The sequence below is a fragment of the Xanthobacter sp. YC-JY1 genome (assembly GCF_021730305.1).
Taxonomy (GTDB): domain Bacteria; phylum Pseudomonadota; class Alphaproteobacteria; order Rhizobiales; family Xanthobacteraceae; genus Xanthobacter; species Xanthobacter flavus.
In genome coordinates, this window is the sequence record NZ_CP032674.1 from 3,934,656 (window position 1) to 3,957,684 (window position 23,029).

Below are 23,029 nucleotides of genomic sequence, written 5' to 3' on the forward strand. Positions count from 1 at the left end.
CCGGTGCTCCGGCCGCTCAGCCGTTCAGAGGAGGAAAATCCACATCAGGACGAGGATGGCAGCAACGCCGATGGTGCCCCACTTGGCGAGGGCAGTGAACATGGCGTAGGTGCGCTCGTGCTCGGGATAATCGTTTCCGTCTGCCGTGGCGTATTCGATCGTGGCGTGTTCAGCCATCTTATCCCCCTGCTCCTAAGCGTCTTCTGAGGCCTTTACCGGAGATGGGAATGTCTGGCAACTGCCTTCTGGTGTACAGTATGCCAGATTGAACGGCGTGAGCCGCCGACTATCCGCGGCGCCCCGGATGTTCTTGTTATGTTCCGTCTTCGGTGCTAGCTTTTTGAGCATGAGCCCCGCATCCGATTCCCACGGCCCGCGCGCAGCCGCCCCGCCCGTTCCGGGGGGACCAATTGCCGCGCCGATCGCTCCCGCCCTGAAGGCCAGCTCCAGGACGGTATCGCCCAGATCCGCGCCCGCCAAGGCTGCTCCCGCCAAGGCGGCACAGCCCAAGGCAGTACAGCCAAAGGCGGCCCCCAAGGCTGCTTCCGGCGACGCCCGCATCGCCTCGCCGCCCGTGAAGACGCGGAGCGAGCGGATCATGGGCCGGCTCGCCGAGGAGCGCCGGGCGCCGCCCCCTGCCCTTCCGCCGGCGCTGGACGGCGAGGCCGGGACCGGCGTCGAGGCGGAGCGCCGGCGCGGCCGTGGCGCGGTCTCCAACGCCGCCGGGCGCTTCGAGCCTGCCGCCCGCGTGCTGTTCGACGACGGCTGGCAGACGCTGGAAGACCTGCCGCCCTTCCGCACCGAGGTGACGGAGGAGCGGGCGCGCACGATCATCACCCGCAACCAGTCACCCGACATCGCCTTCGACCGCTCCATCAACGCCTATCGGGGCTGCGAGCACGGCTGCATCTATTGCTTTGCCCGGCCCACCCACGCCTATCAGGGGCTCTCCGCCGGACTCGACTTCGAGACCAAGCTGTTCGTGAAGCCGGACGCGCCGGAGTTGCTGGCGCGTGAGCTGTCGCACCCCTCCTACAAGCCGCGCGTCATCGCCATGGGGACCAATACCGATCCCTACCAGCCCATCGAGCGGCGCTACGAGCTGACCCGGCGCATCCTCGAGGTGCTGGCGGACTTCGGCCACCCGGTGGGCATCGTCACCAAGTCGGCTTTGGTGGTGCGGGACATCGACATCCTCGGGCCGATGGCGGAAAAGGGCCTCGCCAAGGTCGCCATCTCAATGACCACGCTGGACCCGCACCTGTCCCGCACCATGGAGCCGCGCGCCGCCAGCCCGCATGTGCGCCTCGGCACCATCCGCCGCCTCGCCGACGCCGGCATTCCCACTGCGGTCCTCACCGCGCCGCTGATCCCGGCACTGAACGACATGGAGATCGAGCGCATCCTCGATGCTGCCAAGGCCGCCGGGGCATCCGAGGCAGGCTATGTGATGCTGCGCCTGCCGCTGGAGATCGCCGACCTGTTCCGCGAATGGCTCGTGGCCAATTTCCCGGACAAGGCCCGCCATGTCCTCAACCTCATCCGCCAGATGCACGGGGGCAAGGATTACGACTCCACCTTCGGCCGCAGGGGGCGTGGGGAGGGGCCCTATGCCTGGACGGTGGGCCGCAGGTTCGAGATCGCCGCCCGGCGCCTCGGCCTCGCCGGCCGCGGGCTGAAGCTGACCACCGAGCATTTCCGTCACCCCAAGCAGGCGGGCGAGCAGCTCGACCTGTTCGCTTGAGGAACCCCACATGACCGCACCCGACCTCAGGCTCCACCTCGTCACGCTCGGCGTGTCCGACCTGTCGGGCGCGGCCGCCTTCTACCGGGCGCTGGGTCTCGTCGAGAACAAGCCCGGAGAAGGCGAAGCCGGCAACGTCGCCTTCTTCCATGCGGGCAATGTGGTGGTGAGCCTTTTTCCGCGGGCGCGCCTCGCCGAGGATGCGACGCTGGCCGATACCCCGCCGCAGCCCTTCGCCGGCATCACGCTCGCCTGCAATGTGGGATCGCCGGAAGAGACCGCAGCCCTGATCGCGCGGGCGGAAGCGGCGGGCGGGCGCGTGGTGAAGCCGGCGCAGAAGGCGTTCTGGGGCGGAACGAGCGGCTATTTCGCCGACCCCGACGGGCATCTGTGGGAGGTCGCCCACAATCCCTTCTTCCCGTTCGATGCAGAGGGCCGGCTGGTGCTGCCGGGCGCGTGAGATCAGGGCGCGGTGCGGCGGTCGCTGCCGTAGGCGCGCAGGAAAACCCGGACGGCGCCGCGCACCGATTTCTCCACCACCGCCGGGTCCGGCGCATCCGGCGCGCCGACGAGCACCGGAATGGTCACGCCATCCTTGCAGAGGGTGAGAAACTGGCTGGCCGCCTGGTCCACATCCTCGATGTCGAGCAGCCCCTGCGCCACCTTGGCCTTCAGAAACACCGACAGGCGGGAAATGCCTTCGCACGGGCCCGCCTCGAAGAAGCGGCGGCCCACCTCCGGGAACTTGCCGGAAATGGAGATGACGGTTCTGAGCAAGGCAATGCTGCTCGGCCGCAGGATGGCGGTGATGAAGGACCGCCCGATCTTGGTGAGCGCGGCCTCGAGATCGGCTTCGTCCGGGTCCACCACGAACATGCGCTCGGCGGTCTCGCCGCACTCGCTGGAGACGAGTTCCGCGAACAGGTCTTCCTTGTTCTCGAAATAGACGTAGAGCGTGCCCTTGGAGACTCCTGCCGCGCGGGCGATGTCGCCCATGCTGGCGGCGTCGAAGCCACGGTCGAAGAAGACCTGACGCGCGCCGGCGAGAATCTGGCTGCGCTTCTCCGGGTCCTGGCCTGCGCCTGAACCGGCTTCGTGCGCATCGCCGAGGCCACAATCCTCGCGGCCCGCCGCGTGCCGCGGCTTGAGTGCGATCTCGCCTTCCCTGTCCGTCATCCTGCGGGTCTCTTCCTCTTGTCCTCGTTCTCTGCGATCGCGCCGGCTCTGCGCAAGCACGTTAACGTCTTCCCGGCGCCTTCAGCCGCGGCCATGGCAACGATGACACACGCCGCCCACCGCGATGGCGACCTTCCCTTGGGGAGAGCCGCACACAATTTTCTGACCGAACCGTTCAGTTCGTTCTTGCATGACCGAAAGCGGTGCGCTATGTCAATATTCATCGAACCAAACCGTTCGGTCAGCGCTCGGAACCGCAACCCGCGCGCTGAACGAACCGAGGGAGGAGAGCAACGCCCCCGCTCTCCTCCCTTCCTATCCCGCCGATCGGTTCGGTCATGACCCGGTGCCGCAACCCTGGTCCTGACTGATGCAAGAGGGAGGAGAGCAACGCCCCCGCTCTCCTCCCTCTGTTTCCATCGGCCCCCTCCCTCCGAATGTCCCGCAGGTCTGCCCTTCCGCCCGAGCCGAAGTGGCCACACCGCGACATTCCGCCACATCCCCTTTGGTGAACGGGCTAAAGCCCCTATTTCCTCGCTCACCGGTCCGGGCCCCTCTGGCGCAGGTCTCCTGCGTGATGTCGGATCAGGCGTGATATCCGCGCTCCGTCCAGAGGCCCCATGGTTCCCCCCGTTTCGCCGAGACCTGTTTCAGCATGACCGCACAAGGCCCCCAGAGCCGGCGGCGTGCGCTGTTCATGGTCAATCCGCGCGCCCGCGGCGGCTCGCTGCCGCTCGAAGCGGTGCGCGCCGTGCTCGAGACGGAATTCGACCTCCTCGAAACACCGCTGCCGCCGCCCGGCGAACTGTCGGACCTGCTGCGCGCCCGCGCGGATGAGGTGGATCTCGTCATCCTCGGCGGCGGCGACGGCACGCTGAATGCGGCGGCCTCCGGCCTCTACGACACGCAGCTTCCCCTCGGCGTCCTGCCGCTCGGCACGGCCAACGATTTCGCCCGCACCCTTGCCATTCCCACCGATCCTTTGGCGGCAGCGCGGGTCATCCTCGCCCACCCGCCCCGCTTCATCGACCTTGGGGATGTGAACGGCCATCCCTTCCTCAATGTCGCCAGCATCGGCTTTTCCGCCGATCTTGCCCGCGCGCTCACACGCGAAGCCAAGCGCTATTTCGGCGTTGTCGGCTATGGCATCGTCGCCGCGCGCCTGCTGATCCAGTCACGGCTGTTCACGGCCTATATCGAGCATGACGGCACGGCCGAGGCGGTCCGGACCCTGCAGGTCTCGGTGGGCAACGGGCGCCACTATGGCGGCGGCATGACGGTGGAGGCGAGCGCCACGGCCGATGACGGCCAGCTCGATTTCTACAGTCTGGAGGTGGACCACTGGTGGCGCCTTCTGGCCCTCCTGCCCTCTCTCCGCGCCGGCACGCAGGGCCAGTGGGATGACGTGCGCGCCTTCCGGACGAAGAAGGTCGTTGTGCGCACCAGCCGCCCGCGCCCGGTCAATACGGACGGCGAGCTCGTCACCTACACCCCGGCGCATTTCAGCATTCGGCCCGCCGCCATCCGTGTCCATGCGCCGCCGCAGACCGTGACCCGATCCGGCAGCGGTGAGCAGAATTCCTTGCACCCCCTCGCTGAAGGCACCCCCTAGATGGACTACCTCCTCCAACTCGCAGCCGATCCCGCCGCGTGGGTCGCCCTGGTGACGCTGGTGGCCATGGAAGTCGTGCTCGGCATCGACAACCTGATCTTCATCTCCATCCTCACCAACAAGCTGCCGGAGCAGTATCGCAGCAAGGCGCGGCGCATCGGCATCAGCCTCGCGCTCATCATGCGCCTCGCTTTGCTCGGCACCATCGCCATCATCGTGCGGCTGACGGCGCCCATCTTCGAGGTGTTCGGCCACGCCTTCTCCTGGCGCGACCTAATCCTCATCGCCGGCGGCCTGTTCCTGGTGTGGAAGGCGACCACCGAGATCCATCACACCGTGGACCCACGCACCCATGCGGAGGACGTGAAGGAGAGCAAGGTCACCATCGGCTTCACCGCCGCCATCGTGCAGATCCTGCTGCTCGACATCGTGTTCTCCATCGACAGCATCATCACCGCCGTGGGCATGACCGAGCACATCCCGATCATGGTGATCGCCGTGATCGCCGCCGTGACCTGCATGCTACTCGCCGCGGACCCGCTGGCCCGCTTCATCGAGGCAAACCCCACCGTGGTGCTGCTGGCGCTGGGCTTCCTCATCATGATCGGCATGACGCTGATCGCGGAAGGCTTCGGCGCCCACGTACCCAAGGGCTACGTCTACGCCGCCATGGGCTTCTCCACGGCCATTGAGGGCCTCAACATGATGGTCCGCCGCCGCCGTGCGGCCGGCGCGGGGCATTGAGCTGACGGGCGGTCGCGCCGCCGCATTCCAACGCGCCGCGGGCATCGCTATGCTCGTGGCGCGGGCGGATCGGCCCGCGACTCAAAGGGGCATCGCCGGCAGTCCGCCGCCCCGCAGCCTGTGGCCGAGGTCGAGAATGGCTCATTTTTCCGCGTCCCGTTTCGCCGTCGCGCTGGTGCCGGCGCTGGTGCTGATGGCGTTCGCCGCCCCGGCGCGCGCGCAGGCCTGCCTGGAGCAGATCGTTCCGGTTCAGGCGGCGCTCAAGGAGCGCCTGCCGCATCCCAAGAAGCCGCCGGAGCAGGACCAGTCCGTCGCGGCGCAGACCGACCGGCAGGCCACGCCGGGCTCCCTCGCCGCGGCGGGCCTGACCCAGCCGGACTCCGGCGCCCTCGGCGCGCTCAATCAGGCCATCAACCTGCAGGCGGCGGGCGACGAGGCCGGCTGCCTCAAGGCTCTCGCCGAAGCCAAGCGCCTTGGCGGCCTGAACTGAGGCCGGGCCGGCTCAGAGCCGGTCGCGCAGGGCGTAATAGCTGAGGCCCGCCATCATCAGCGGGGTGCGCAGCAGGGTGCCGCCGGGGAAAGGCGGCACCGGCAGACGGCCGAGCAGGTCGAAGCGCGAGAGCTGGCCCTGCACCGCCTCGGCGAGGATCTTGCCGAACAGCGGCGCCAACGCCACCCCCTGCCCGCTGTAGCCGGCCGAGACGAGGACGTGCGGCGACAGACGGCGCACGAAGGGCATGCGCGTCATGGTGATGGCCAGCACACCGCCCCAGGCGTAGTCGATGCGGGCTTCGCCGAGCTGCGGAAAGATGCGCAGCATGAACGGCCGGACGAAATCCGCCACGTCCGGCCTCAGCCCACGGCGATAGCTCTCGCCACCGCCGAACAACAGCCGGCCATCGGCGGAGAGGCGGAAATAGTTGATGACGAACCGGCTGTCCGCCACCGCCGCGCCGTTGGCGATGATCTCCTGCGCCTGATCACCCAGGGGCTCCGTGGCGGCGATGTAGTTGCAGATGGGCATGACATGGGCGTCGACCCGCCGGTCGAGCCCGTCCATCAGTCCGTTGCCACATTCGAGCAGGAAGTCGGCGACCACGCTGCCGCCGCCGTCGGTGGTGACGGTCACGCCGGCCTCGTCCGTGACCTTGACCGCACGCGTCCCCTCGTGGATCTCGACCCCCGCCGCGACGGCTGCGGAGCCGAGGCCGAGGGCGAAGTTGAGCGGGTGCAGGTGGCCCGCGCCCTTGTCGAGAAGGCCGCCATAATAGGCGGAGGTGCCGACCAGCGCCCGGATCTCGTCGCGGGTGAGCGGCTGGAGGGCATCGTAGCCGTAGTCCACCGCGAGCGTGCGGGCGTAATCGTAGCTGTCCGGGACGTACCGCGCCTTGTGATCCGCGAGGATGAGACCCTCGCGCAGGTCGCACGGAATGTCGTGGCGGGCGATGAGGCTGCGTACGAGCGCCTTGCCCTCCTCCGCGAGGTTCCAGAGCTTGTGGGCGTCGTCGCGCCCCACCGCCTTTTCCAGGAAATCCTGGCCGCGGCGCTGGCCGCTGTGAAGCTGGCCGCCGTTGCGCCCCGAGGCGCCCGAGCCCACCCGCGCGGCCTCCAGCACCACCACCTTGAACCCCGCCTCGGCGAGATGCAGCGCGGCGGACAGGCCCGTATAGCCGGCCCCGATGACGCACACGTCAGCCCGCACCGCGCCCTTCAGCGGCGAAAAGGCGGGGAATGCGGTTGCCGTGGCCGTGTACCAGGAGCGGGCGTGGCCGGCCGGATTGAGCGGCGCGGCGACCCGGTGCATGGCATTTTCTTTCTTCTTCTCGTTGGGCACCGGCCGCCTCACACGTTGAGCAGAAGGTACTCCCGCTCCCAGGGCGAGATCACCCTCATGAAGGTTTCGAACTCGGCCTGCTTCACCGCGGCGTAAGCGGAGACGAACCGCTCGCCCAGGACCTCGGCAAGCGGCTCGCTGTCCTGAAACGCCGCAACCGCCTCAAGCAGCCCGCGCGGCAGGTCGAAATCGAGATTCTTCGCGTCGCCGTCGATCGGATCGGTCGCACGCAGATTTTCGGTCAGGCCGAGATAGCCGCAGGCGAGGGACGCAGCGATGGCGAGGTAGGGATTGGCGTCCGAGGACGGCACCCGGTTCTCCAGCCGCCGCGCTTCCGGGGTGGAAGGCGGCACGCGCAGGCCGGCGGTGCGGTTGTCATAGCCCCATTGCAGGTTGATGGGCGCCATGGAGTCGCGCGTCAGCCGGCGATACGAGTTCACATAGGGCGCCATGATGCACATGACCGACGGCAGGTATTTCTGGTGGCCGGCGATGAAGGAGAAGAATTCCGGCGTCGGGTCGCCATCCTCGTCGGAGAACAGGTTGCGCCCGGTGGCGGTGTTGATGACCGACTGGTGGATATGCATGGCGCTGCCCGGCTCGTTGGCGATGGGCTTGGCCATGAAGGTCGCATAGATCTTGTGGGCGAGCGCCGCCTCGCGGATCGTGCGCTTGAACAGGAAGACTTGGTCCGCCAGCACCAGCGGATCGCCGTGGCGGAGGTTGATCTCCATCTGCGCCGCGCCGTCCTCATGGATCAGCGTGTCGATCTCCAGCCCCTGGGCCTCGGAATAATCATAGATGTCCTCGAACAGGGCATCGAACTCGTTCACCGCCTGGATCGAATAGGACTGGCGGCCGATCTCCGGCCGGCCGGAGCGGCCCACGGGCGGCTTCAGGGGATAGTCGGGATCGGTGTTGGGCTCGACGAGGTAGAACTCGATCTCCGGCGCCACCACCGGCTTCCAGCCCTTCTTCTCGTAGAGCGAAATGACGTGCCGCAGCACCTGCCGGGGCGCCAGCTCCACCGGACGTCCATCGCGGTGGTAGGCGTCGTGGATCACCTGGGCGGTGGGGTCCTGCGCCCACGGCACCGAGCAGAGGGTGGCAAGGTCGGGCTCCAGCACGAGGTCGCTGTCGGCGATCACCGAATCGACCAGCCCTTCATAGTCGGGATACTCGCCGGAGATGGTCTGGAAGAAGACCGACAGCGGCAGGTTCATCACGGGCGAGGAAAAGAACTTGGAGGCCGGCATGATCTTGCCGCGGGCGACGCCGGCGAGATCGGGAACGGTGCATTCGATCTCGGTGATGCCCCGGCTGGCCATCCAGGCCTTGGCTTCCGTCAGCGATGTCACACCCCGCGGGGCCGTTGCCTGAGTCTTCTGCGCACCCTTGCTGCGTTTCGCCATGATGTCCTCGGGCGTGAACCGCTCACGCCCGAGCAGGGAACACCTGCGCCACCATCAGTGTCAACGCGACCCTAAGACGGCAACGCTCACGTTTGGGAAAGATGCAGGGGCGACGGCCATGTCCCGGTCCGGGACAGGCGCCTCGACGGCCCGGGAACAGCCATCGAACGAATCACGATCGAATCGCAGTGCCGGCCGCGTTCCCGCTTCTCCCCCTACGAGATGTTGGGCCTCGGCCTCAACGGTAGCGGATTCAGGCGGACCGCTCAGCGCGGCGCGTTCACCGGTACCGTGCCGGCCTTCGCCTCGGTCTCGAGGGAGGTCGCCTCCAGCAGGGCGGTGCCGATCATGGTGGCGACCGACACACGGAACGGCGCCATCAGGCGCGTGCCAGCGATGGGCACCAGCCACACATAGATGTCCTTGTTGTCGACCATGTACTTGACCGTGTAGCGGGTGGGCCGGTGCCCGGCGACAGGCTGGTAGCGCACGGAGCACACCACGGCCGAGCCGGCATAGCCGTCCACCTTCACCGTCTCGGTGCGCTGATAGGTCAGGACGAGATCGTAGCGCTGACGTCCGTCGAACACGGGGATCGACCGGGAGCAGGCAGCCGCGGACAGCATGTCGCCAGTGCCCGGCACATAGACGAAGGCCCCGCTCATGGGGTCGAGAATGTTCTGCAGCACCGCCTGCTCGATGGGGACGCGATCAGCCGCCGGCTTGAGCGGCGGCTCCACTTGCATTTCCTTCAGCGCGCCGGAGGCCATCGCAAGGCGCGCGGTCTCGGCCTTGCCGTCGGCCTCGGCATTGAGCGCGTAGACCTTCGGCACCAGCTTGCCGCCAGAGATGGCCCCGCGCGAGGCAGCGACGCCCTTGCCTGACGACACGGCGCGCAGCACGCCGGTGACGCGGGCGGAGCCGGAAATCTCATAGGCCTGGTCGCCGGCCTCCACCTTGATGGACCCGCGGCCGAGTTCGACCCCACCGATGCTGAGCACATATTTGGCGTTGAACTGCCCGTCTGCCCAGGCGGGCCCGGCGAGGCCGGAAGCCATCAGGAGGCCGACCATGGCGGCACCGGCGCGGTGCCGGAAACGGGGCAAAGGAGCGGTCATCGGGGTCGTCGTCATTGCAGAATCCGGATGGAGATGTCCGGGGGGCCGGCGGACCCGTGTCCCAGAGGCATGCACAGGGAAGGCGGCTGAACTGTGGCCCACCGGCGGAGCCGCAGCCGCCCCCGCCGCACCGCCCGCCGGAGGAGCCGGCCGGCAGCAGACCCGGGAATGCCGCGCGAATCCGCATGGGTCATTGACTTTACGGCGGTTTGTCACGATCTTTCCAGCCTACCCTGAGAGGCGGGTTGCGCAGACGACGGCAAGGACCGGCGCCGCGGCCCGTTTACCTCGGGGGATCGTGTTGATTGCCAAGGAGCTGAAGCCATTCGCCGCCCTATGAGACCCGTCGCGCCGGAGAAGGATGGACCGCGCGTCAATGAGGAAATCCGCATCCGCGAAGTCCAGCTGATCGACCAGGACGGTCAGAACCGCGGCGTGGTAGCAATCCGCGATGCGCTCACCTTGGCGCAGGAAGCCGGGCTCGATCTCGTCGAGATCTCCCCCAATTCCGCGCCCCCCGTCTGCAAGATTCTCGATTACGGCCGCTTCAAGTACCAGAACCAGAAGAAGGCCAGCGAGGCGCGCAAGAAGCAGAAGGTGGTCGAGGTCAAGGAGATCAAGCTCCGCCCCGGCATCGACGACCATGACTACGACGTGAAGATGCGGGCGATGCAGCGCTTCTTCGAGGAAGGCGACAAGGTGAAGGTAACCCTGCGCTTCCGTGGTCGCGAGATGGCGCATCAGGACATCGGCTACAAGCTGCTGCAGAAGCTCAAGGAAGACGTTTCCACCATCGCCAAGGTCGAGGCCGAGCCCATGCTCGAAGGCCGGCAGATGATCATGATCCTCGCCCCGCGCTGATGCGGGATCGGGGGCGGTAAAGAAAAAGCCCGGCGCAGCGCGCCGGGCTTTTCTCGTTTCACTCGCCTGATCGAGGATCGCGGCCGACAGTGCGGCCGCGCTTCCCTCACGGGCAGGGGTGCTGGAACCCGTCATAGCCGGTGTAGGTGCCGGTGTTCGGGTTATACGAGCGGAACCGCGACATGCAGTACGCCACCGCGTCGTTGGTGTAGACCGGCTCCGCATTGGCCGCCGCCACGGCGCCCAGGGCCAGGCCGCTGGCGACGCCGAGCGCGATCCAGGCGCCGGTATTGTTGTAGTAGCCCCAGCCCCAGCCGGGACGATACCAGCCCCAACCCGGACGCCACGGCCCCGGACCCCACGCGCCCGGCGGCGGGCGCCAACCCGGATGACCCCAACCGGGACCACCGGGTCCCCATCCCGGACGGCCGGGACCCCAGCCGGGACGGCCCGGTCCCCAACCGCCCGCATAAGCGGGACGTACATAGCCGGGACGGCCGACGAAACCGGGACGGCCCACATAGCCAGGGCGCCCCACGTAGCCGGGACGACCCACGAAGCCGGGACGACCGACGAAGCCGGGGCGGCCGACATAACCCGGACGGCCACCATAGCCGACGCGGGGCCCGCCCATGCGCACGCCCCCCACGCGCGGGCCACCGCCGCCGCGCCAAGCCACCTGATCCACGGTGCCCACATTGGCCATCGCGGGATTGGCAAGGCCAAGGCGCAGCGCTTGTGCATTCGCGACGGGAACCGAAAGCGAAAGCATGCCGCCTGCGACCGCCGCCGCGGCAAACAATGCCACCCTTCTTGTGCCGAACATGATCTTCACTCCCTCAACACTTTCTATCTTCAGCGTCCTTTGTGTCGAATGTTTCGCGGACGTTGCGGAACTTGCGGCTGGAAAGCGGCGAACTGGTGCTTTTCCGCGATTACCTGCCGCCCACGATCACGCATGCGTGAGAGGGGGCATCCTTGCGTCACCCGGAGCGTTGACGTGGCATCATAAGGAGTTCGGCATGCCCAATCTGTTGCGCAAGACCTTCCGGCGGATCACCGTCGGCCTCACCTCTGCTGCCCTCGTCGCCTCCAGCGTCGGTATGGCCGCCGTGGCGACGGCTCCGGCCGCCTCGGCTCAGGCGCTGAGGGCCGGTGCCTCATCCATGAACGTCCAGGCCGCTGCGCCCGAGGCGGTGCAGGACCGCCGGGGCGGCCCCAACCGGGCGCCGGGCGTTCGCGGACCCGGGCGTGGGCCGGGCCCGGCGGTACGCGGGCCAGGACGCGGCCCGGGCCAGGCGGTCCGTGGGCCGGCTCGGGGCCCGGGATACGGACGTCCGGGCTATGGCCGTCCCGGCTATAACCGTCCCGGCTACGCTCGCCCCGGGTGGCACGGCCCGCGGCCCGGCTATCACGCCCGCTGGGGGCGTCCTTACTGGCGCAATGGCGGCTGGTACTACCGCAACAACAATGGCGCGTGGATTGCGGCGGGCATCGCCGGTCTCGCCATCGGCGCGGCGGCGGGTGCGGCGGCGGCCAATTCGGGCGGCGGCGGCGACGGGGTGGCCTACTGCGCCCAGCGATTCCGCTCCTACAACCCCGCCACCGGCACCTACACCGGCTATGACGGGCTTCAGCACCCCTGCCCCTGAGGCGTGTTGAAGCTCAACGAAAGGTCGCCGCCTTGCGCGGCGGCCTTTTTCGTGTGCCCATGCCTCGCCGCGTTCCCCTTCCCGCCGCCTCTCCCGGCCCGGTTGGCCGCCCGGCCCTTGCCTTTATGCTCACGCTCCTGTAACGACTGCCGCCTTCGAGCCGGCCGGCGATTAAGGGCTGCCGCGCTGGCTCATACCGCTCAACAGCAACAAGAGGCTGAGCGTCCACCGCCCTCGCGGGCGAGGACCCATGCCACGGAGAGCCAAATGCCCAAGATGAAGACCAAGTCGGGAGCGAAGAAACGCTTCCGTCTGACGGGTACGGGAAAAGTGATCGCGGGTCAGGCCGGCAAGCGCCATGGCATGATCAAGCGGACCAACAACCAGATCCGCAACCAGCGCGGCACGACCATCCTCGCCGAGTGCGACGGACGGATCATCCGCAAGTCGTTCCTGCCGAACGGCTGACGCCACTGCGATCTGAAGGAGCTTTTCCATGGCCCGCGTGAAACGTGGCGTTACCTCACACGCCAAGCACAAGAAGGTCTACAAAGCCGCAAAGGGCTTTTACGGCCGTCGCAAGAATACCATCCGCGCTGCGAAGTCGGCCGTCGAACGGTCGATGCAGTATGCCTACCGCGATCGCAAGGTGAAGAAGCGCAACTTCCGCGCGCTCTGGATCCAGCGCATCAACGCCGGTGTGCGCGCGCTTGATCTGGACCTGACCTATTCGCGATTTATCGATGGTCTCGGCAAGGCCGGGATCGAGGTCGATCGCAAGGTGCTCTCGGATATCGCCATCCACGAGCCCGACGCGTTCAAGGCCCTGGTGGAGAAGGCCAAGGCCGCCCTGGCCTGATTGCCGCGCCCAAGGCTCCATGCCAGGGCGTAGCTTTCTCCTCCCGTCTTTTCCGAGACCTTCAAGAGCCCCGTGCGGATCGTCCGTCCGGGGCTTTTGCCATTGGGCGCGGCCCGTCTATAAGCGGCGCGACCCGACGCCGGCCAACCCGCCGGCCTTCCGCTTTCCGGGATAGGCTCCATGTCCGCGACACCATCCGCCACCGATCCGAGCGCCCTCGAAGATCTTCAGGAGAGCCTCTCCTCTGCCATCCTGCGCGCGCAGGACGAAGCCGGCCTTGAAGAGGTGCGCATCGCGGCCCTCGGCAAGAAGGGCTCGGTGTCGGAACTCCTGAAGTCGCTCGGCGGCATGAGCCCGGACGAGCGCAAGGTGATGGGCCCCGCCATCAACGGCCTGCGCGACGCCGTGCAGGGCCTCCTCTCCCACCGCCGCGCCGCCCTGAAGAGCGCCGCTCTGGAGGCGCGCCTCGCCACCGAGCGGGTGGACGTGACCCTTCCCGTGCGCGACGCCGCCGCCGAGACCGGCCGCGTCCACCCCATCGCGCAGGTGACGGAAGAGCTGGTCGCCATCTTCGCCGACATGGGCTTCTCGGTGGCCGAAGGGCCGGACATCGAGGACGACTTCCACAACTTCACCGCGCTGAACTTCCCGGCCGGCCACCCGGCCCGCGAGATGCACGACACCTTCTTCCTGCCGCCCGGCGCGGACGGCGAGCGCAAGGTGCTGCGCACCCACACCTCGCCGGTGCAGGTGCGCACCATGCAGGCGAAGAAGCCGCCCATCCGCGTCATCTGCCCCGGCCGCACCTATCGCTGCGATTCGGACCAGACCCACACGCCCATGTTCCATCAGGTGGAGGGGCTGGTGATCGACAAGGGCGCGCACCTTGGCCACCTCAAGTGGGTGCTGGAGGAGTTCTGCAAGTCGTTCTTCGAGGTGGAGGGCGTGAAGATGCGCTTCCGCCCCTCCTTCTTCCCGTTCACCGAGCCCAGCATGGAAGTGGACATCCAGTGCGACCGCTCCCGCCCCGGCGAGATCCGCTTCGGCGAGGGCTCGGACTGGCTGGAAATCCTCGGCTGCGGGATGGTGCATCCCAACGTGCTGAGGAATTGCGGCATCGACCCGGACGAGTATCAGGGCTTCGCCTGGGGCATGGGCATCGATCGCATCGCCATGCTCAAATACGGCATGAGCGACCTTCGCGCCTTCTTCGAAGCCGACGTGCGCTGGCTCTCCCACTACGGCTTCCGCCCGCTGGATTTCCCCACGCTCGCCGGCGGGCTGAGCGCGTAAGGAGCAGGACCCATGAAATTCACCTACTCCTGGCTCAAGGATCACCTCGAGCCCACCGCCTCATTCGACCAGATCGTGGAGCGCCTTTCCCTCATCGGCCTCGAGGTCGAGGGCGTGGAGGACAAGGCGAAGCAGCTCGCGCCCTTCGTGGTGGGCGAGGTGCTGACCGCCGAGAAGCATCCGAACGCGGACAAGCTGCGCGTCTGCACCGTTTCCATCGGCAAGGGTGACCCCATCCAGGTGGTCTGCGGTGCGCCGAACGCGCGGGCGGGCCTCAAGACCGTCTTCGCCGCGCCGGGCACGGTCATCCCCGCCACCGGCACGGAACTGAAGATCGGCAAGATCCGCGACGTGGAAAGTCGCGGCATGCTCTGCTCCGCCCGCGAGATGGGCCTTTCCGAGGAGCATGACGGCATCCTGGAGCTGCCGGAAGACGCACCCGTGGGCGCGCCGTTCGCGCAGGTGATCGGGCTCGATGATCCGGTGATCGAGATCGCGGTGACGCCCAACCGCGCCGACTGCCTCGGCGTCTCCGGCGTCGCCCGCGACCTCGCCGCCGCCGGCCTCGGCGAGCTGATGGCGCCGCGGGTAAAGCCGGTCGAGGGCACTTTCCCCGCCCCGCTCAAGGTGACGCTGGAGTTCGGCGAGACCTCGCCGCTCTGCCCGGCCTTTGCCCTTCGGGTGGTGAAGGGCGTGAAGAACGGCCCCTCCCCCCAGTGGCTGCAGGACCGCCTGCGCGCCATCGGCCTGCGCCCCATCAACGCGCTGGTGGACGTCACCAATTTCATGACGTTCGACCGCAACCGCCCGCTCCACGTCTTTGACCTGAAGAAGGTGACCGGCAACCTCGTGGTGCGCCGGGCCAAGGGCGGAGAGACGCTGCTGGCGCTCGACGGCAAGACCTACACGCTCGACGAGAGCATGTGCGTCATCGCCGACGACAAGGGCGTAGAGAGCCTTGCCGGCATCATGGGCGGCGAGGACTCGGGCTGCGATGAGAGCACCACCGACGTGGTGGTCGAATCGGCGCTCTGGGACGCCATCAACATCGCCCAGACCGGCCGCAAGCTCGGCATCAATTCCGATGCCCGCTTCCGCTTCGAGCGTGGCGTGGACCCGGCCTTCACCGTGCCGGGCCTCGACCTCGCCACCCACCTCGTCCTTGAGCTGTGCGGCGGCGAGCCGTCCGAGATGGTGCTGGCGGGCACGGTGCCCGACACGGCCCGCACCATCGCCTTCCCGCTCACCGAGGTGAAGCGGCTGACCGGGCTGGAAGCCTCCGAGGACGAGATTCGCGGCGTGCTGGACAGGCTCGGCTTCGCCGTCTCCGGCGCGGCCCCGGTGCTTGAGGTGGTGCCCCCCTCCTGGCGTGGCGACATCGAGGGCAAGGCGGACCTCGTGGAAGAGGTGGTGCGCATCCTCGGCCTCGAGCGCGTGCCCTCCACCGAGCTGCCGCGCGGGGCGGATGCCCGCAAGGCGGTGCTGACCACGCTCCAGCTGCGGAGCCGCAAGGCCCGCCGCTCGCTGGCGGCGCGCGGCATGGTAGAAGCGGTCACCTGGTCCTTCGTGTCCAAGGAAGCCGCCAGGCTGTTCGGCGGCGGCGCCGACGCCCTCGCTTTGTCGAATCCCATCGCCTCCGACCTGTCGGACATGCGCCCGAGCCTCCTGCCCGGCCTCATCAAGGCGGCAGGCGCCAATGCGGCGCGTGGGGCGGGCGACGTAGCCCTGTTCGAGGTGGGACAGGTCTTCCTCGGCGACGGCCCCGGCGACCAGCGCCAGGCCGCCTCCGGCATCCGCCGTGGCACGGCCAAGCCCTCGGGCGGCGGACGCCACTGGGCGGGCAATGCGGCGGCTGTGGATGCCTTCGACGCCAAGGCGGACGCCCTCGCCGCGCTTGCCGCCTGCGGGGCGCCGGTGGCGAATCTGCAGGTGACCACCGATGCCCCCGGCTGGTACCACCCCGGCCGCTCCGGCACGCTGCGCCTCGGCTCCAACGCCGTGGCCCATTTCGGCGAGATCCATCCCGCCGTGCTGGAGGCCCTGGACGTGACGGGCCCGCTGGTCGCCTTCGAGATCGTGCTCGACAAGATCCCCGAGCCCAAGGCCAAGGCGACGCGGGTCAAGCCGAATCTCGATCTCTCGCCCTTCCAGGCGGTGAAGCGCGACTTCGCCTTCCTCGTGGGCCGCGACGTTGCCGCCGCTGACATCCTCAAGGCCGCGCAGGGCGCGGACAAGAAGCTCGTCACCGGCGTCGGCGTGTTCGACCTCTACGAGGGCAAGGGAATCGATCCCGACAAGAAGTCGGTGGCGGTGGAGGTCACGCTCCAGCCGCGCGAGCGCACGCTCACCGACAAGGAGATCGAAGAGGTCGCCGGCCGCATCGTCGCGGAAGTGGCGAAGAAGACGGGCGCAACGCTTCGCGCCTGATAAGAAGCGCCGGCGGCGCGTGTTGTCCCCATGCTCTGGATTGACGCGCGCCGCCGCTGCCCCTATAAGCCGAGCCCGAACTCAGGCGGCTGCGGCGGCCGGAGCCCAGCCCTCATTCCCGCTTGATCCTGCTGGATCGGGCCGCGAGCCGGGCAGCAGCGAACCATCGCCGTCGCAGCGCCGCTGCTGGGGTCCGATCCGTAAGGCGGCCTCAAGACATCTGGAGATTTGACCGTGAAGCGCACCTACCAACCCAGCAAGCTCGTGCGCAAGCGCCGCCACGGCTTCCGTGCGCGCATGGAGACCCGCAACGGCCGCAAGATCATTGCCGCCCGCCGCGCCCACGGCCGCAAGCGCCTGTCCGCCTGAGGGTGGACCCTCGCGGAGCTGCCCGACTTCGGGAGCCGTCCAACGTGGAACGCCCCTCGGATCTCAATCCGGATCGTCTCCGCCGGCTGGACCGCCTCAAGAAACGCCGTGATTTCCTCGCTGCGGCCAAGGCCGAGCGAGCCGGCGTCGCCTCCTTCCTCATGCAAGGCCGCGATCGCGGTGATGGGGAAGATGTGCGTATCGGCTTCACCGTGACCAAGAAGACCGGCAATTCCGTCGTGCGGAACCGCATCCGTCGCCGCCTCCGCGAGGCGGTGCAGCGGGTGTTGCCGGAGGCCGGGCGCCCCGGCTTCGATTATGTGCTGGTGGCCCGCGAGGCCGCGTTGCGCACCCCCTTCGACAGCCTCGTGTCCGAGATGGAACGCGCCGTGCGCAAGCTGCACGCGCCCAAGGCTCCCAAGGACAAGGCGCCCCGGGATCATGCCCCGAAGAACAAGTCCCGTGCCCGACCGGGCGAAACGCGGGTCTTAAAAGAGTCGCTGCCGGCGTCTAAGGACACCGCACGCTCCGCCGGCACTGCCGGCCCGAACAATCCCGACTTGACGATGCCGCCGACGGAGACCCTCCGGCATGAGTGAAAACCGCAACATGTTCATCGCCATCGGCCTGTCGATGGTGATCCTCATCGGCTGGCAATTCTTCTTCGGCATTCCGCAGGCAGAAAAGCAGCGGCAGGCCGCCGAGCAGCAGCGCATCGAGCAGACAGCCCAGCAGCAGGCGCAGTCCGGCGCCACGCCGACGCCGGGCGCCGCTCCGGGAACGACCCCCGCGGGCCTGCCCCAGGCCGGTGCGCCCGGCGGCCGGGCCCTGACCCGCGCCGAGGCGATCGCCGCCTCCCCCCGCGCGCCCATCGCCACCCAGCGCCTCAGCGGCTCGATCTCGCTGCGCGGCGCCCGCGCGGACGACCTGCTGCTGACCGAGTACCACGAGACGGTGGACCCCAAGAGCCCGAACATCGTGCTCCTGTCGCCGTCGGGCGGTCCCAACCCCTTCTATGCGGAATTCGGCTGGACCTCGGCCGCCGGTGCCGGCGTCGCCGTTCCCGGCCCTGACACGCTCTGGACCGTGCAGCCCGGCGCGACCCTGACCGAGAAGACCCCCCTCGTCCTTACCTGGGACAACGGGCAGGGCCTGACCTTCCGCCGCACCTTCACCATCGACGACCATTACATGTTCGCGGTGAAGGACGAGGTGGAGAACAAGGGCGCCGCCGCCGCCACCCTCTATCCCTACGCCCTCGTCTCGCGGCACGGCGTGCCGCACGTGGCCGGCTTCTACATCCTGCATGAGGGCCTGATCGGCGTCCTCGGCGACAACGGCCTGCAGGAAGTCACCTACGCCAAGATGGACAAGGAGAAGCCCCTCGCCTTCTCCGCCACCGGCGGCTGGCTCGGCATCACCGACAAGTACTGGGCGGCGACCGTCATTCCCGATCAGAGCGTGAAGGTGGACGCCAAGTTCTCCTCGGCCATGATCAACGGCCAGCAGACCTTCCAGACCGACTATCTCGCCCAGCCGCTCACGGTGGAGCCGGGCAGCAAGATCACCTCCTCCGGCCAGCTCTTCGCCGGCGCCAAGGTGGTGCAGGTGGTGGACGGCTATGCCGAGACCTACAAGATCGACCGCTTCGACCGGCTGATCGACTGGGGCTGGTTCTATTTCATCACCAAGCCGCTGTTCCTCGTCATCGACTGGATCTATCGCGTCGTCGGCAATTTCGGCGTCGCCATCCTGGTGGTGACGGTGCTGCTGAAGGGCATCTTCTTCCCGCTGGCCAACAAGTCCTACGCCTCCATGGCGAAGATGAAGGCGGTGCAGCCGGAACTCACCTCCATCCGCGAGCGCTACGCCGACGACAAGGTGAAGCAGCAACAGGCGATGATGGAGCTGTACAAGAAGGAGAAGATCAATCCGGTGGCGGGGTGCCTGCCCATCCTGATCCAGATCCCGGTGTTCTTCGCCCTCTACAAGGTGCTGTTCGTCACCATCGAGATGCGGCATGCGCCGTTCTTCGGCTGGATCCGCGACCTCTCGGCGCCCGACCCGACCACCGTGTTCAACCTGTTCGGGCTGATCCCCTGGGATCCGGGCTCCGTGCCGGTCATCGGCAGCTATCTCCTGCTCGGCGCTTGGCCGCTCATCATGGGCGTGACCATGTGGGTGCAGATGAAGCTGAACCCGGCCCCGCCGGACCCGACCCAGCAGATGATCTTCAACTGGATGCCCATCATCTTCACCTTCATGCTGGCGCACTTCGCCGCCGGCCTGGTGATCTACTGGGCCTGGAACAACACGCTCTCCGTCACCCAGCAGGCCGTCATCATGCGGCGCAACGGGGTGAAGATCGAGCTGTGGGACAACATCAAGGGGGCCCTCGGCCTCGGCAAGAAACAGGCGGCGAAGGGATAGACGCACTGCTGTTTCGAACGGGATCGAAACGCCGCGCTCCTCCGAGCGCGGCGTTTCTGTTTTGACGTGATATGTGACTCTATTGACACGTGACTATATTGGAACATAATGCGCCCATGGATGACATCTTCGCCGCCCTGTCCAACCCCGTCCGGCGAACGGTGCTCGATCTGCTACGGGAGCACGATGGGCGGACGCTTGGCGAGCTGGAGCAGGCGCTGAAGCCACACACCACCCTCACCCGCTTCGGCGTGATGAAACACCTCAAGGTGCTGGAGGAAGCGCACCTCCTCCTCACCCGGAAAGTGGGCCGCGAGAAGCACCACTATCTCAACCCGGCTCCCATCCAGCTCGTCGCCGACCGCTGGATTTCCCGTTATGCCGCGCCGCATGTGGCGGCGATGACCGGCCTGAAGCTTCTTCTGGAGAACAATCCGATGAGTTCCACCGCGCCGAAGCACATCTACGAGCTGTTCATCAAGGCGACGCCTCAAGCCCTTTGGGACGTGCTGACGGACGATGCGAAAACACCGCTCTATGAGCACTTCAACATGACCAGCCGGACCGAATGGCGGACCGGCGGCGCGCGGAGCTATTACATGGGCGATCGGCAGGTCATCGCCTGCACCATCCTGGAAATGGAGCCGCCGCATCGGCTTGTCCTGTCCTTCCACGCCCAGTGGGCGCCGGACGTAGCGGCGGATCGGCCTTCGCGGGTCACATGGGAGATCGCGCCGATCGGCGCGGATGCCTGCAAGCTGACGCTCATTCACGACGATTTCGACGGAGAGACCGCAACCTCCAAGGCCGTGGTGCATGGCTGGCCGGAGGGATTGTCCCGGCTCAAGACCCTCGTCGAGACAGGTGTGCCCTTCCAGATGGCCGCGCCGGCTGCCTGACGGCCCGCAAGCGCAGCAAACCAAGGATCTGGAGCGTCTCCCCGATTCCATGAGACTGGGAGACGCTCTAGACGCGAGCCTCCGGAAGATAGCAGCGCCCGCCCTCCCCGCCCGGCATTTGCGGCAGGAAGCTTGCTCCTTCGCGCTCGAGGAAATCCATCAGCGCCTGTCCGGCCGGCAGCAGGCGCTTGTCGCGCGCGCGCACCGCCAGCCACTGGCGCACCACCGGCAGCCCCTCCACCTCCAGCACACGCAGCCGGCCGTCCGCCACCTCCGCCGCCACCGTGTGGGCGGAGATGAATGCGAGGCCGAGGCCGGCCATCACCGACTGCTTGATGGTCTCGTTGGAGCCGATCTCCATGGCGATGGGGGGATTGGGCGCCCCCGCCTCCTCGAACACCCGCTCCATCAGCATCCGCGTGCCGGAACCGGGCTCGCGCACCAGCAGCGATTCGCGGGTGAGATCGGCCGGGGTGATTCGCTTGCGCCGCTTGAACAGGGGATGGTCCACGGGCGCGACGATGATGTGCGGATGGTCGCCGATCAGCCGCGTTTCCGCCTCCAGCGCCGGCGGCGGACGGCCCATGATGGCCACGTCGAAATCAAGGCTGACAATGCCCCGGATGATGTCCTCGCGGTTGCCGATGATAAGCCGGAGCTCGATTTCCGGCCGGCGGCGGCGAAAGGCGGCGAGCGCCATGGGGGCGAAATATTTGGCGGTGGACACCACCCCCACCACCACCGATCCGCGCTCGGGGCTCTTCAACGCCGCGATCGCCCGCTCCGCCTCCGACAGGGCCCGCGCGATCCGCTCCTGAGCGGAAAGAAGCTCCTGTCCAGCGGCGGTCGGTCGCAGACGGCCATCCACCCGCTCGAACACCGGGACGCCGATGTCCTCCTCCAGCACCTTCATCTGCGCGGTGACCGCAGGCGGGCTCAAACCCATGTCCTGCGCGGCTTTGGCATAGGAGCCGGAGGCCGCGGCGAGAGCCACGAGGCGGAGCTGGCGGAGCGTCCAGTGGGGTGCCACTTCAGATTTCCTGAATGCCTACTTCATGTCATTTAAATTTACCTGAAATCGGCGCTGGGGCAAGGTCACCTCAACAAACAGGAGGGCCGCCATCATGGGTGCCGACGCCGCCATCGGGCAGATCAAGGACGCCAAGAAGAGGTACGCCGCAGGCGTGCTGAAGTACGCGCAGATGGGCTACTGGGATGGCGACTACCAGCCCAAGGACACCGACATCCTGGCCCTGTTCCGCGTCACCCCCCAGGACGGCGTGGACCCCATCGAGGCCGCAGCGGCCGTTGCCGGCGAAAGCTCCACCGCGACCTGGACCGTGGTGTGGACCGACCGCCTCACCGCCGCCGACATGTACCGCGCCAAGGCCTACAAGGTGGAGCCGGTGCCGGGCCAGCCGGGGCAGTATTTCTGCTGGGTGGCCTATGAGCTCGACCTGTTCGAGGAAGGCTCTATCGCCAACCTCACCGCCTCGATCATCGGCAACGTCTTCTCGTTCAAGCCGCTGAAGGCCTGCCGCCTGGAGGACATGCGCCTCCCCGTCGCCTATGTGAAGACCTTCCGTGGCCCGCCCACCGGCATCGTGGTGGAGCGCGAGCGCCTCGACAAGTTCGGCCGCCCGCTGCTCGGCGCCACCACCAAGCCGAAGCTGGGTCTTTCCGGCAAGAATTACGGCCGCGTGGTTTACGAGGGCCTCAAGGGCGGGCTCGACTTCGTGAAGGATGACGAGAACATCAACTCGCAGCCCTTCATGCACTGGCGCGACCGCTTCCTCTACTGCATGGAAGCCGTCAACAAGGCGCAGGCCGAGACCGGCGAGGTGAAGGGGCACTACCTCAACATCACCGCCGGCACCATGGAAGAGATGTACCGCCGCGCCGAGTTCGCCAAGGAGCTGGGCTCCGTGGTGGTGATGGTGGACCTCATCGTGGGCTGGACCGCGATCCAGTCCATCTCCAACTGGTGCCGCGAGAACGACGTGCTGCTGCACATGCACCGCGCAGGCCATGGCACCTACACGCGCCAGAAGGGCCACGGCATCTCGTTCCGCGTCATCGCCAAGTGGCTGCGCCTCGCCGGCGTCGACCATCTGCACACCGGCACCGCCGTGGGCAAGCTGGAAGGCGACCCCATGACCGTGCAGGGCTACTACAACGTCTGCCGCGAGACCGTGACCAAGACCGACTACACCCGCGGCATCTTCTTCGACCAGGATTGGGCGGGCCTGCGCAAGGTCATGCCGGTGGCTTCGGGCGGCATCCACGCCGGCCAGATGCACCAGCTCATCGACCTGTTCGGCGAGGATGTGGTGCTTCAGTTCGGTGGCGGCACCATCGGCCATCCCGATGGCATCCAGGCCGGCGCCATCGCCAACCGCGTCGCGCTGGAGACCATGATCCTCGCCCGCAACGAGGGCCGGGACATCAAGAACGAAGGTCCGGAAATCCTGATCGAGGCCGCCAAGTGGTGCCAGCCGCTGCGCGCCGCGCTCGATACCTGGGGCGAGGTGACCTTCAACTACGCCTCCACCGACACGTCCGACTTCGTGCCCACCGCGTCCGTCGCCTGAGGAGAAGA

Annotated in this window: 23 protein-coding genes; 16 read left to right on the forward strand and 7 right to left on the reverse strand. The window is 67.6% G+C overall.

Annotated features, from left to right (window positions below; genetic code table 11):
• Positions 1 to 24 precede the first annotated feature (24 nt).
• A complete protein-coding gene (locus D7006_RS18400) occupies positions 25 to 177 on the reverse strand; it encodes an aa3-type cytochrome c oxidase subunit IV (protein ID WP_024280402.1) in 153 nt (50 codons plus the stop codon).
• A 421-nt stretch (positions 178 to 598) separates the two neighbouring features.
• On the opposite strand from D7006_RS18400, the gene D7006_RS18405 reads away from it, so the two are divergent.
• Positions 599 to 1,744, forward strand: coding sequence for a PA0069 family radical SAM protein (locus D7006_RS18405; protein WP_237354068.1), 1,146 nt, complete (start codon positions 599 to 601; stop codon positions 1,742 to 1,744).
• Positions 1,745 to 1,754: 10 nt separating this feature from the next.
• Positions 1,755 to 2,204: a VOC family protein gene (locus D7006_RS18410; protein ID WP_237354069.1), complete on the forward strand. Its 450-nt coding sequence runs from the start codon at positions 1,755 to 1,757 to the stop codon at positions 2,202 to 2,204.
• Positions 2,205 to 2,206: 2 nt separating this feature from the next.
• Here D7006_RS18410 and D7006_RS18415 read toward each other — a convergent pair whose 3' ends face one another.
• A complete protein-coding gene (locus tag D7006_RS18415) occupies positions 2,207 to 2,920 on the reverse strand; it encodes a TetR/AcrR family transcriptional regulator (protein ID WP_237354070.1) in 714 nt (237 codons plus the stop codon).
• A 655-nt stretch (positions 2,921 to 3,575) separates the two neighbouring features.
• Between D7006_RS18415 and D7006_RS18420 the strand changes: the two genes are divergently transcribed.
• From D7006_RS18420 to D7006_RS18430, 3 genes are all read left to right on the forward strand, one after another.
• Complete coding sequence (locus D7006_RS18420; RefSeq protein ID WP_237354071.1) at positions 3,576 to 4,532, forward strand: lipid kinase; 957 nt, start codon at positions 3,576 to 3,578, stop codon at positions 4,530 to 4,532.
• Positions 4,533 to 5,276: a TerC family protein gene (locus D7006_RS18425; protein ID WP_237354072.1), complete on the forward strand. Its 744-nt coding sequence runs from the start codon at positions 4,533 to 4,535 to the stop codon at positions 5,274 to 5,276.
• A 136-nt stretch (positions 5,277 to 5,412) separates the two neighbouring features.
• Entirely contained in the window at positions 5,413 to 5,766 is a 354-nt protein-coding gene (locus D7006_RS18430; protein WP_237354073.1) for a hypothetical protein, read from the forward strand.
• 12 nt (positions 5,767 to 5,778) lie between these two features.
• Here D7006_RS18430 and D7006_RS18435 read toward each other — a convergent pair whose 3' ends face one another.
• The 3 genes from D7006_RS18435 to D7006_RS18445 form a co-directional block, all read right to left on the reverse strand.
• On the reverse strand, positions 5,779 to 7,080 hold the full coding sequence (locus tag D7006_RS18435) for an FAD-binding oxidoreductase (RefSeq protein WP_237354074.1): 1,302 nt from the start codon (positions 7,078 to 7,080) through the stop codon (positions 5,779 to 5,781).
• 38 nt (positions 7,081 to 7,118) lie between these two features.
• Positions 7,119 to 8,522 carry a glutamine synthetase family protein gene (locus D7006_RS18440; protein ID WP_237354075.1) on the reverse strand — a complete coding sequence of 468 codons (1,404 nt, stop codon included), beginning with the start codon at positions 8,520 to 8,522 and terminating at the stop codon, positions 7,119 to 7,121.
• Positions 8,523 to 8,788: 266 nt separating this feature from the next.
• Entirely contained in the window at positions 8,789 to 9,655 is an 867-nt protein-coding gene (locus D7006_RS18445) for a DUF3108 domain-containing protein (RefSeq protein WP_237354076.1), read from the reverse strand.
• 321 nt (positions 9,656 to 9,976) lie between these two features.
• Here D7006_RS18445 and infC point away from each other — a divergent pair, with 321 nt between their 5' ends.
• Complete coding sequence (gene infC / locus D7006_RS18450) at positions 9,977 to 10,501, forward strand: translation initiation factor IF-3 (protein ID WP_168459950.1); 525 nt, start codon at positions 9,977 to 9,979, stop codon at positions 10,499 to 10,501.
• Positions 10,502 to 10,607: 106 nt separating this feature from the next.
• Here the strand turns inward: infC and D7006_RS18455 are convergent, their stop codons facing one another.
• Positions 10,608 to 11,273, reverse strand: a complete 666-nt coding sequence (locus D7006_RS18455) for a BA14K family protein (protein ID WP_237354077.1) — start codon at positions 11,271 to 11,273, stop codon at positions 10,608 to 10,610.
• A 250-nt stretch (positions 11,274 to 11,523) separates the two neighbouring features.
• Between D7006_RS18455 and D7006_RS18460 the strand changes: the two genes are divergently transcribed.
• From D7006_RS18460 to D7006_RS18500, 9 genes are all read left to right on the forward strand, one after another.
• Entirely contained in the window at positions 11,524 to 12,153 is a 630-nt protein-coding gene (locus tag D7006_RS18460) for a BA14K family protein (protein WP_237354078.1), read from the forward strand.
• A gap of 267 nt (positions 12,154 to 12,420) precedes the next feature.
• Positions 12,421 to 12,621 (forward strand): 50S ribosomal protein L35, encoded by a 201-nt coding sequence (rpmI, locus tag D7006_RS18465; protein WP_169123990.1) that lies wholly within the window; start codon positions 12,421 to 12,423, stop codon positions 12,619 to 12,621.
• A gap of 28 nt (positions 12,622 to 12,649) precedes the next feature.
• Positions 12,650 to 13,012, forward strand: a complete 363-nt coding sequence (rplT, locus tag D7006_RS18470; protein ID WP_168459952.1) for a 50S ribosomal protein L20 — start codon at positions 12,650 to 12,652, stop codon at positions 13,010 to 13,012.
• Positions 13,013 to 13,192: 180 nt separating this feature from the next.
• Positions 13,193 to 14,305 carry a phenylalanine--tRNA ligase subunit alpha gene (gene pheS / locus D7006_RS18475; RefSeq protein ID WP_237354079.1) on the forward strand — a complete coding sequence of 371 codons (1,113 nt, stop codon included), beginning with the start codon at positions 13,193 to 13,195 and terminating at the stop codon, positions 14,303 to 14,305.
• Positions 14,306 to 14,317: 12 nt separating this feature from the next.
• On the forward strand, positions 14,318 to 16,732 hold the full coding sequence (gene pheT / locus D7006_RS18480; RefSeq protein WP_237354080.1) for a phenylalanine--tRNA ligase subunit beta: 2,415 nt from the start codon (positions 14,318 to 14,320) through the stop codon (positions 16,730 to 16,732).
• 234 nt (positions 16,733 to 16,966) lie between these two features.
• Entirely contained in the window at positions 16,967 to 17,101 is a 135-nt protein-coding gene (gene rpmH / locus D7006_RS18485) for a 50S ribosomal protein L34 (protein WP_024280417.1), read from the forward strand.
• A 44-nt stretch (positions 17,102 to 17,145) separates the two neighbouring features.
• Entirely contained in the window at positions 17,146 to 17,700 is a 555-nt protein-coding gene (rnpA, locus tag D7006_RS18490) for a ribonuclease P protein component (protein ID WP_237354081.1), read from the forward strand.
• A complete protein-coding gene (gene yidC, locus D7006_RS18495) occupies positions 17,693 to 19,531 on the forward strand; it encodes a membrane protein insertase YidC (protein WP_237354082.1) in 1,839 nt (612 codons plus the stop codon). The genes rnpA and yidC overlap by 8 nt, the downstream gene beginning before the upstream one ends.
• Before the next feature lie 116 nt (positions 19,532 to 19,647).
• Positions 19,648 to 20,430, forward strand: coding sequence for an SRPBCC domain-containing protein (locus tag D7006_RS18500; RefSeq protein ID WP_237354083.1), 783 nt, complete (start codon positions 19,648 to 19,650; stop codon positions 20,428 to 20,430).
• 67 nt (positions 20,431 to 20,497) lie between these two features.
• On the opposite strand, the gene D7006_RS18505 is transcribed toward D7006_RS18500, so the two are convergent.
• Positions 20,498 to 21,460 (reverse strand): LysR family transcriptional regulator, encoded by a 963-nt coding sequence (locus tag D7006_RS18505; protein WP_237354084.1) that lies wholly within the window; start codon positions 21,458 to 21,460, stop codon positions 20,498 to 20,500.
• A 94-nt stretch (positions 21,461 to 21,554) separates the two neighbouring features.
• Between D7006_RS18505 and D7006_RS18510 the strand changes: the two genes are divergently transcribed.
• Positions 21,555 to 23,021, forward strand: coding sequence for a form I ribulose bisphosphate carboxylase large subunit (locus tag D7006_RS18510; RefSeq protein ID WP_169123995.1), 1,467 nt, complete (start codon positions 21,555 to 21,557; stop codon positions 23,019 to 23,021).
• Positions 23,022 to 23,029 lie beyond the last annotated feature (8 nt).

What these genes read in the sequence shown, in the direction of transcription:
- D7006_RS18400 (WP_024280402.1), bottom strand. Translation starts at nt 177, where the DNA reads ATGGCTGAACACGCCACGATCGAATACGCCACGGCAGACGGAAACGAT.
- D7006_RS18405 (WP_237354068.1), top strand. Translation starts at nt 599, where the DNA reads ATGGGCCGGCTCGCCGAGGAGCGCCGGGCGCCGCCCCCTGCCCTTCCG.
- D7006_RS18410 (WP_237354069.1), top strand. Translation starts at nt 1,755, where the DNA reads ATGACCGCACCCGACCTCAGGCTCCACCTCGTCACGCTCGGCGTGTCC.
- D7006_RS18415 (WP_237354070.1), bottom strand. Translation starts at nt 2,920, where the DNA reads ATGACGGACAGGGAAGGCGAGATCGCACTCAAGCCGCGGCACGCGGCG.
- D7006_RS18420 (WP_237354071.1), top strand. Translation starts at nt 3,576, where the DNA reads ATGACCGCACAAGGCCCCCAGAGCCGGCGGCGTGCGCTGTTCATGGTC.
- D7006_RS18425 (WP_237354072.1), top strand. Translation starts at nt 4,533, where the DNA reads ATGGACTACCTCCTCCAACTCGCAGCCGATCCCGCCGCGTGGGTCGCC.
- D7006_RS18430 (WP_237354073.1), top strand. Translation starts at nt 5,413, where the DNA reads ATGGCTCATTTTTCCGCGTCCCGTTTCGCCGTCGCGCTGGTGCCGGCG.
- D7006_RS18435 (WP_237354074.1), bottom strand. Translation starts at nt 7,080, where the DNA reads ATGCACCGGGTCGCCGCGCCGCTCAATCCGGCCGGCCACGCCCGCTCC.
- D7006_RS18440 (WP_237354075.1), bottom strand. Translation starts at nt 8,522, where the DNA reads ATGGCGAAACGCAGCAAGGGTGCGCAGAAGACTCAGGCAACGGCCCCG.
- D7006_RS18445 (WP_237354076.1), bottom strand. Translation starts at nt 9,655, where the DNA reads ATGACGACGACCCCGATGACCGCTCCTTTGCCCCGTTTCCGGCACCGC.
- infC (WP_168459950.1), top strand. Translation starts at nt 9,977, where the DNA reads ATGAGACCCGTCGCGCCGGAGAAGGATGGACCGCGCGTCAATGAGGAA.
- D7006_RS18455 (WP_237354077.1), bottom strand. Translation starts at nt 11,273, where the DNA reads ATGCTTTCGCTTTCGGTTCCCGTCGCGAATGCACAAGCGCTGCGCCTT.
- D7006_RS18460 (WP_237354078.1), top strand. Translation starts at nt 11,524, where the DNA reads ATGCCCAATCTGTTGCGCAAGACCTTCCGGCGGATCACCGTCGGCCTC.
- rpmI (WP_169123990.1), top strand. Translation starts at nt 12,421, where the DNA reads ATGCCCAAGATGAAGACCAAGTCGGGAGCGAAGAAACGCTTCCGTCTG.
- rplT (WP_168459952.1), top strand. Translation starts at nt 12,650, where the DNA reads ATGGCCCGCGTGAAACGTGGCGTTACCTCACACGCCAAGCACAAGAAG.
- pheS (WP_237354079.1), top strand. Translation starts at nt 13,193, where the DNA reads ATGTCCGCGACACCATCCGCCACCGATCCGAGCGCCCTCGAAGATCTT.
- pheT (WP_237354080.1), top strand. Translation starts at nt 14,318, where the DNA reads ATGAAATTCACCTACTCCTGGCTCAAGGATCACCTCGAGCCCACCGCC.
- yidC (WP_237354082.1), top strand. Translation starts at nt 17,693, where the DNA reads ATGAGTGAAAACCGCAACATGTTCATCGCCATCGGCCTGTCGATGGTG.
- D7006_RS18500 (WP_237354083.1), top strand. Translation starts at nt 19,648, where the DNA reads ATGGATGACATCTTCGCCGCCCTGTCCAACCCCGTCCGGCGAACGGTG.
- D7006_RS18510 (WP_169123995.1), top strand. Translation starts at nt 21,555, where the DNA reads ATGGGTGCCGACGCCGCCATCGGGCAGATCAAGGACGCCAAGAAGAGG.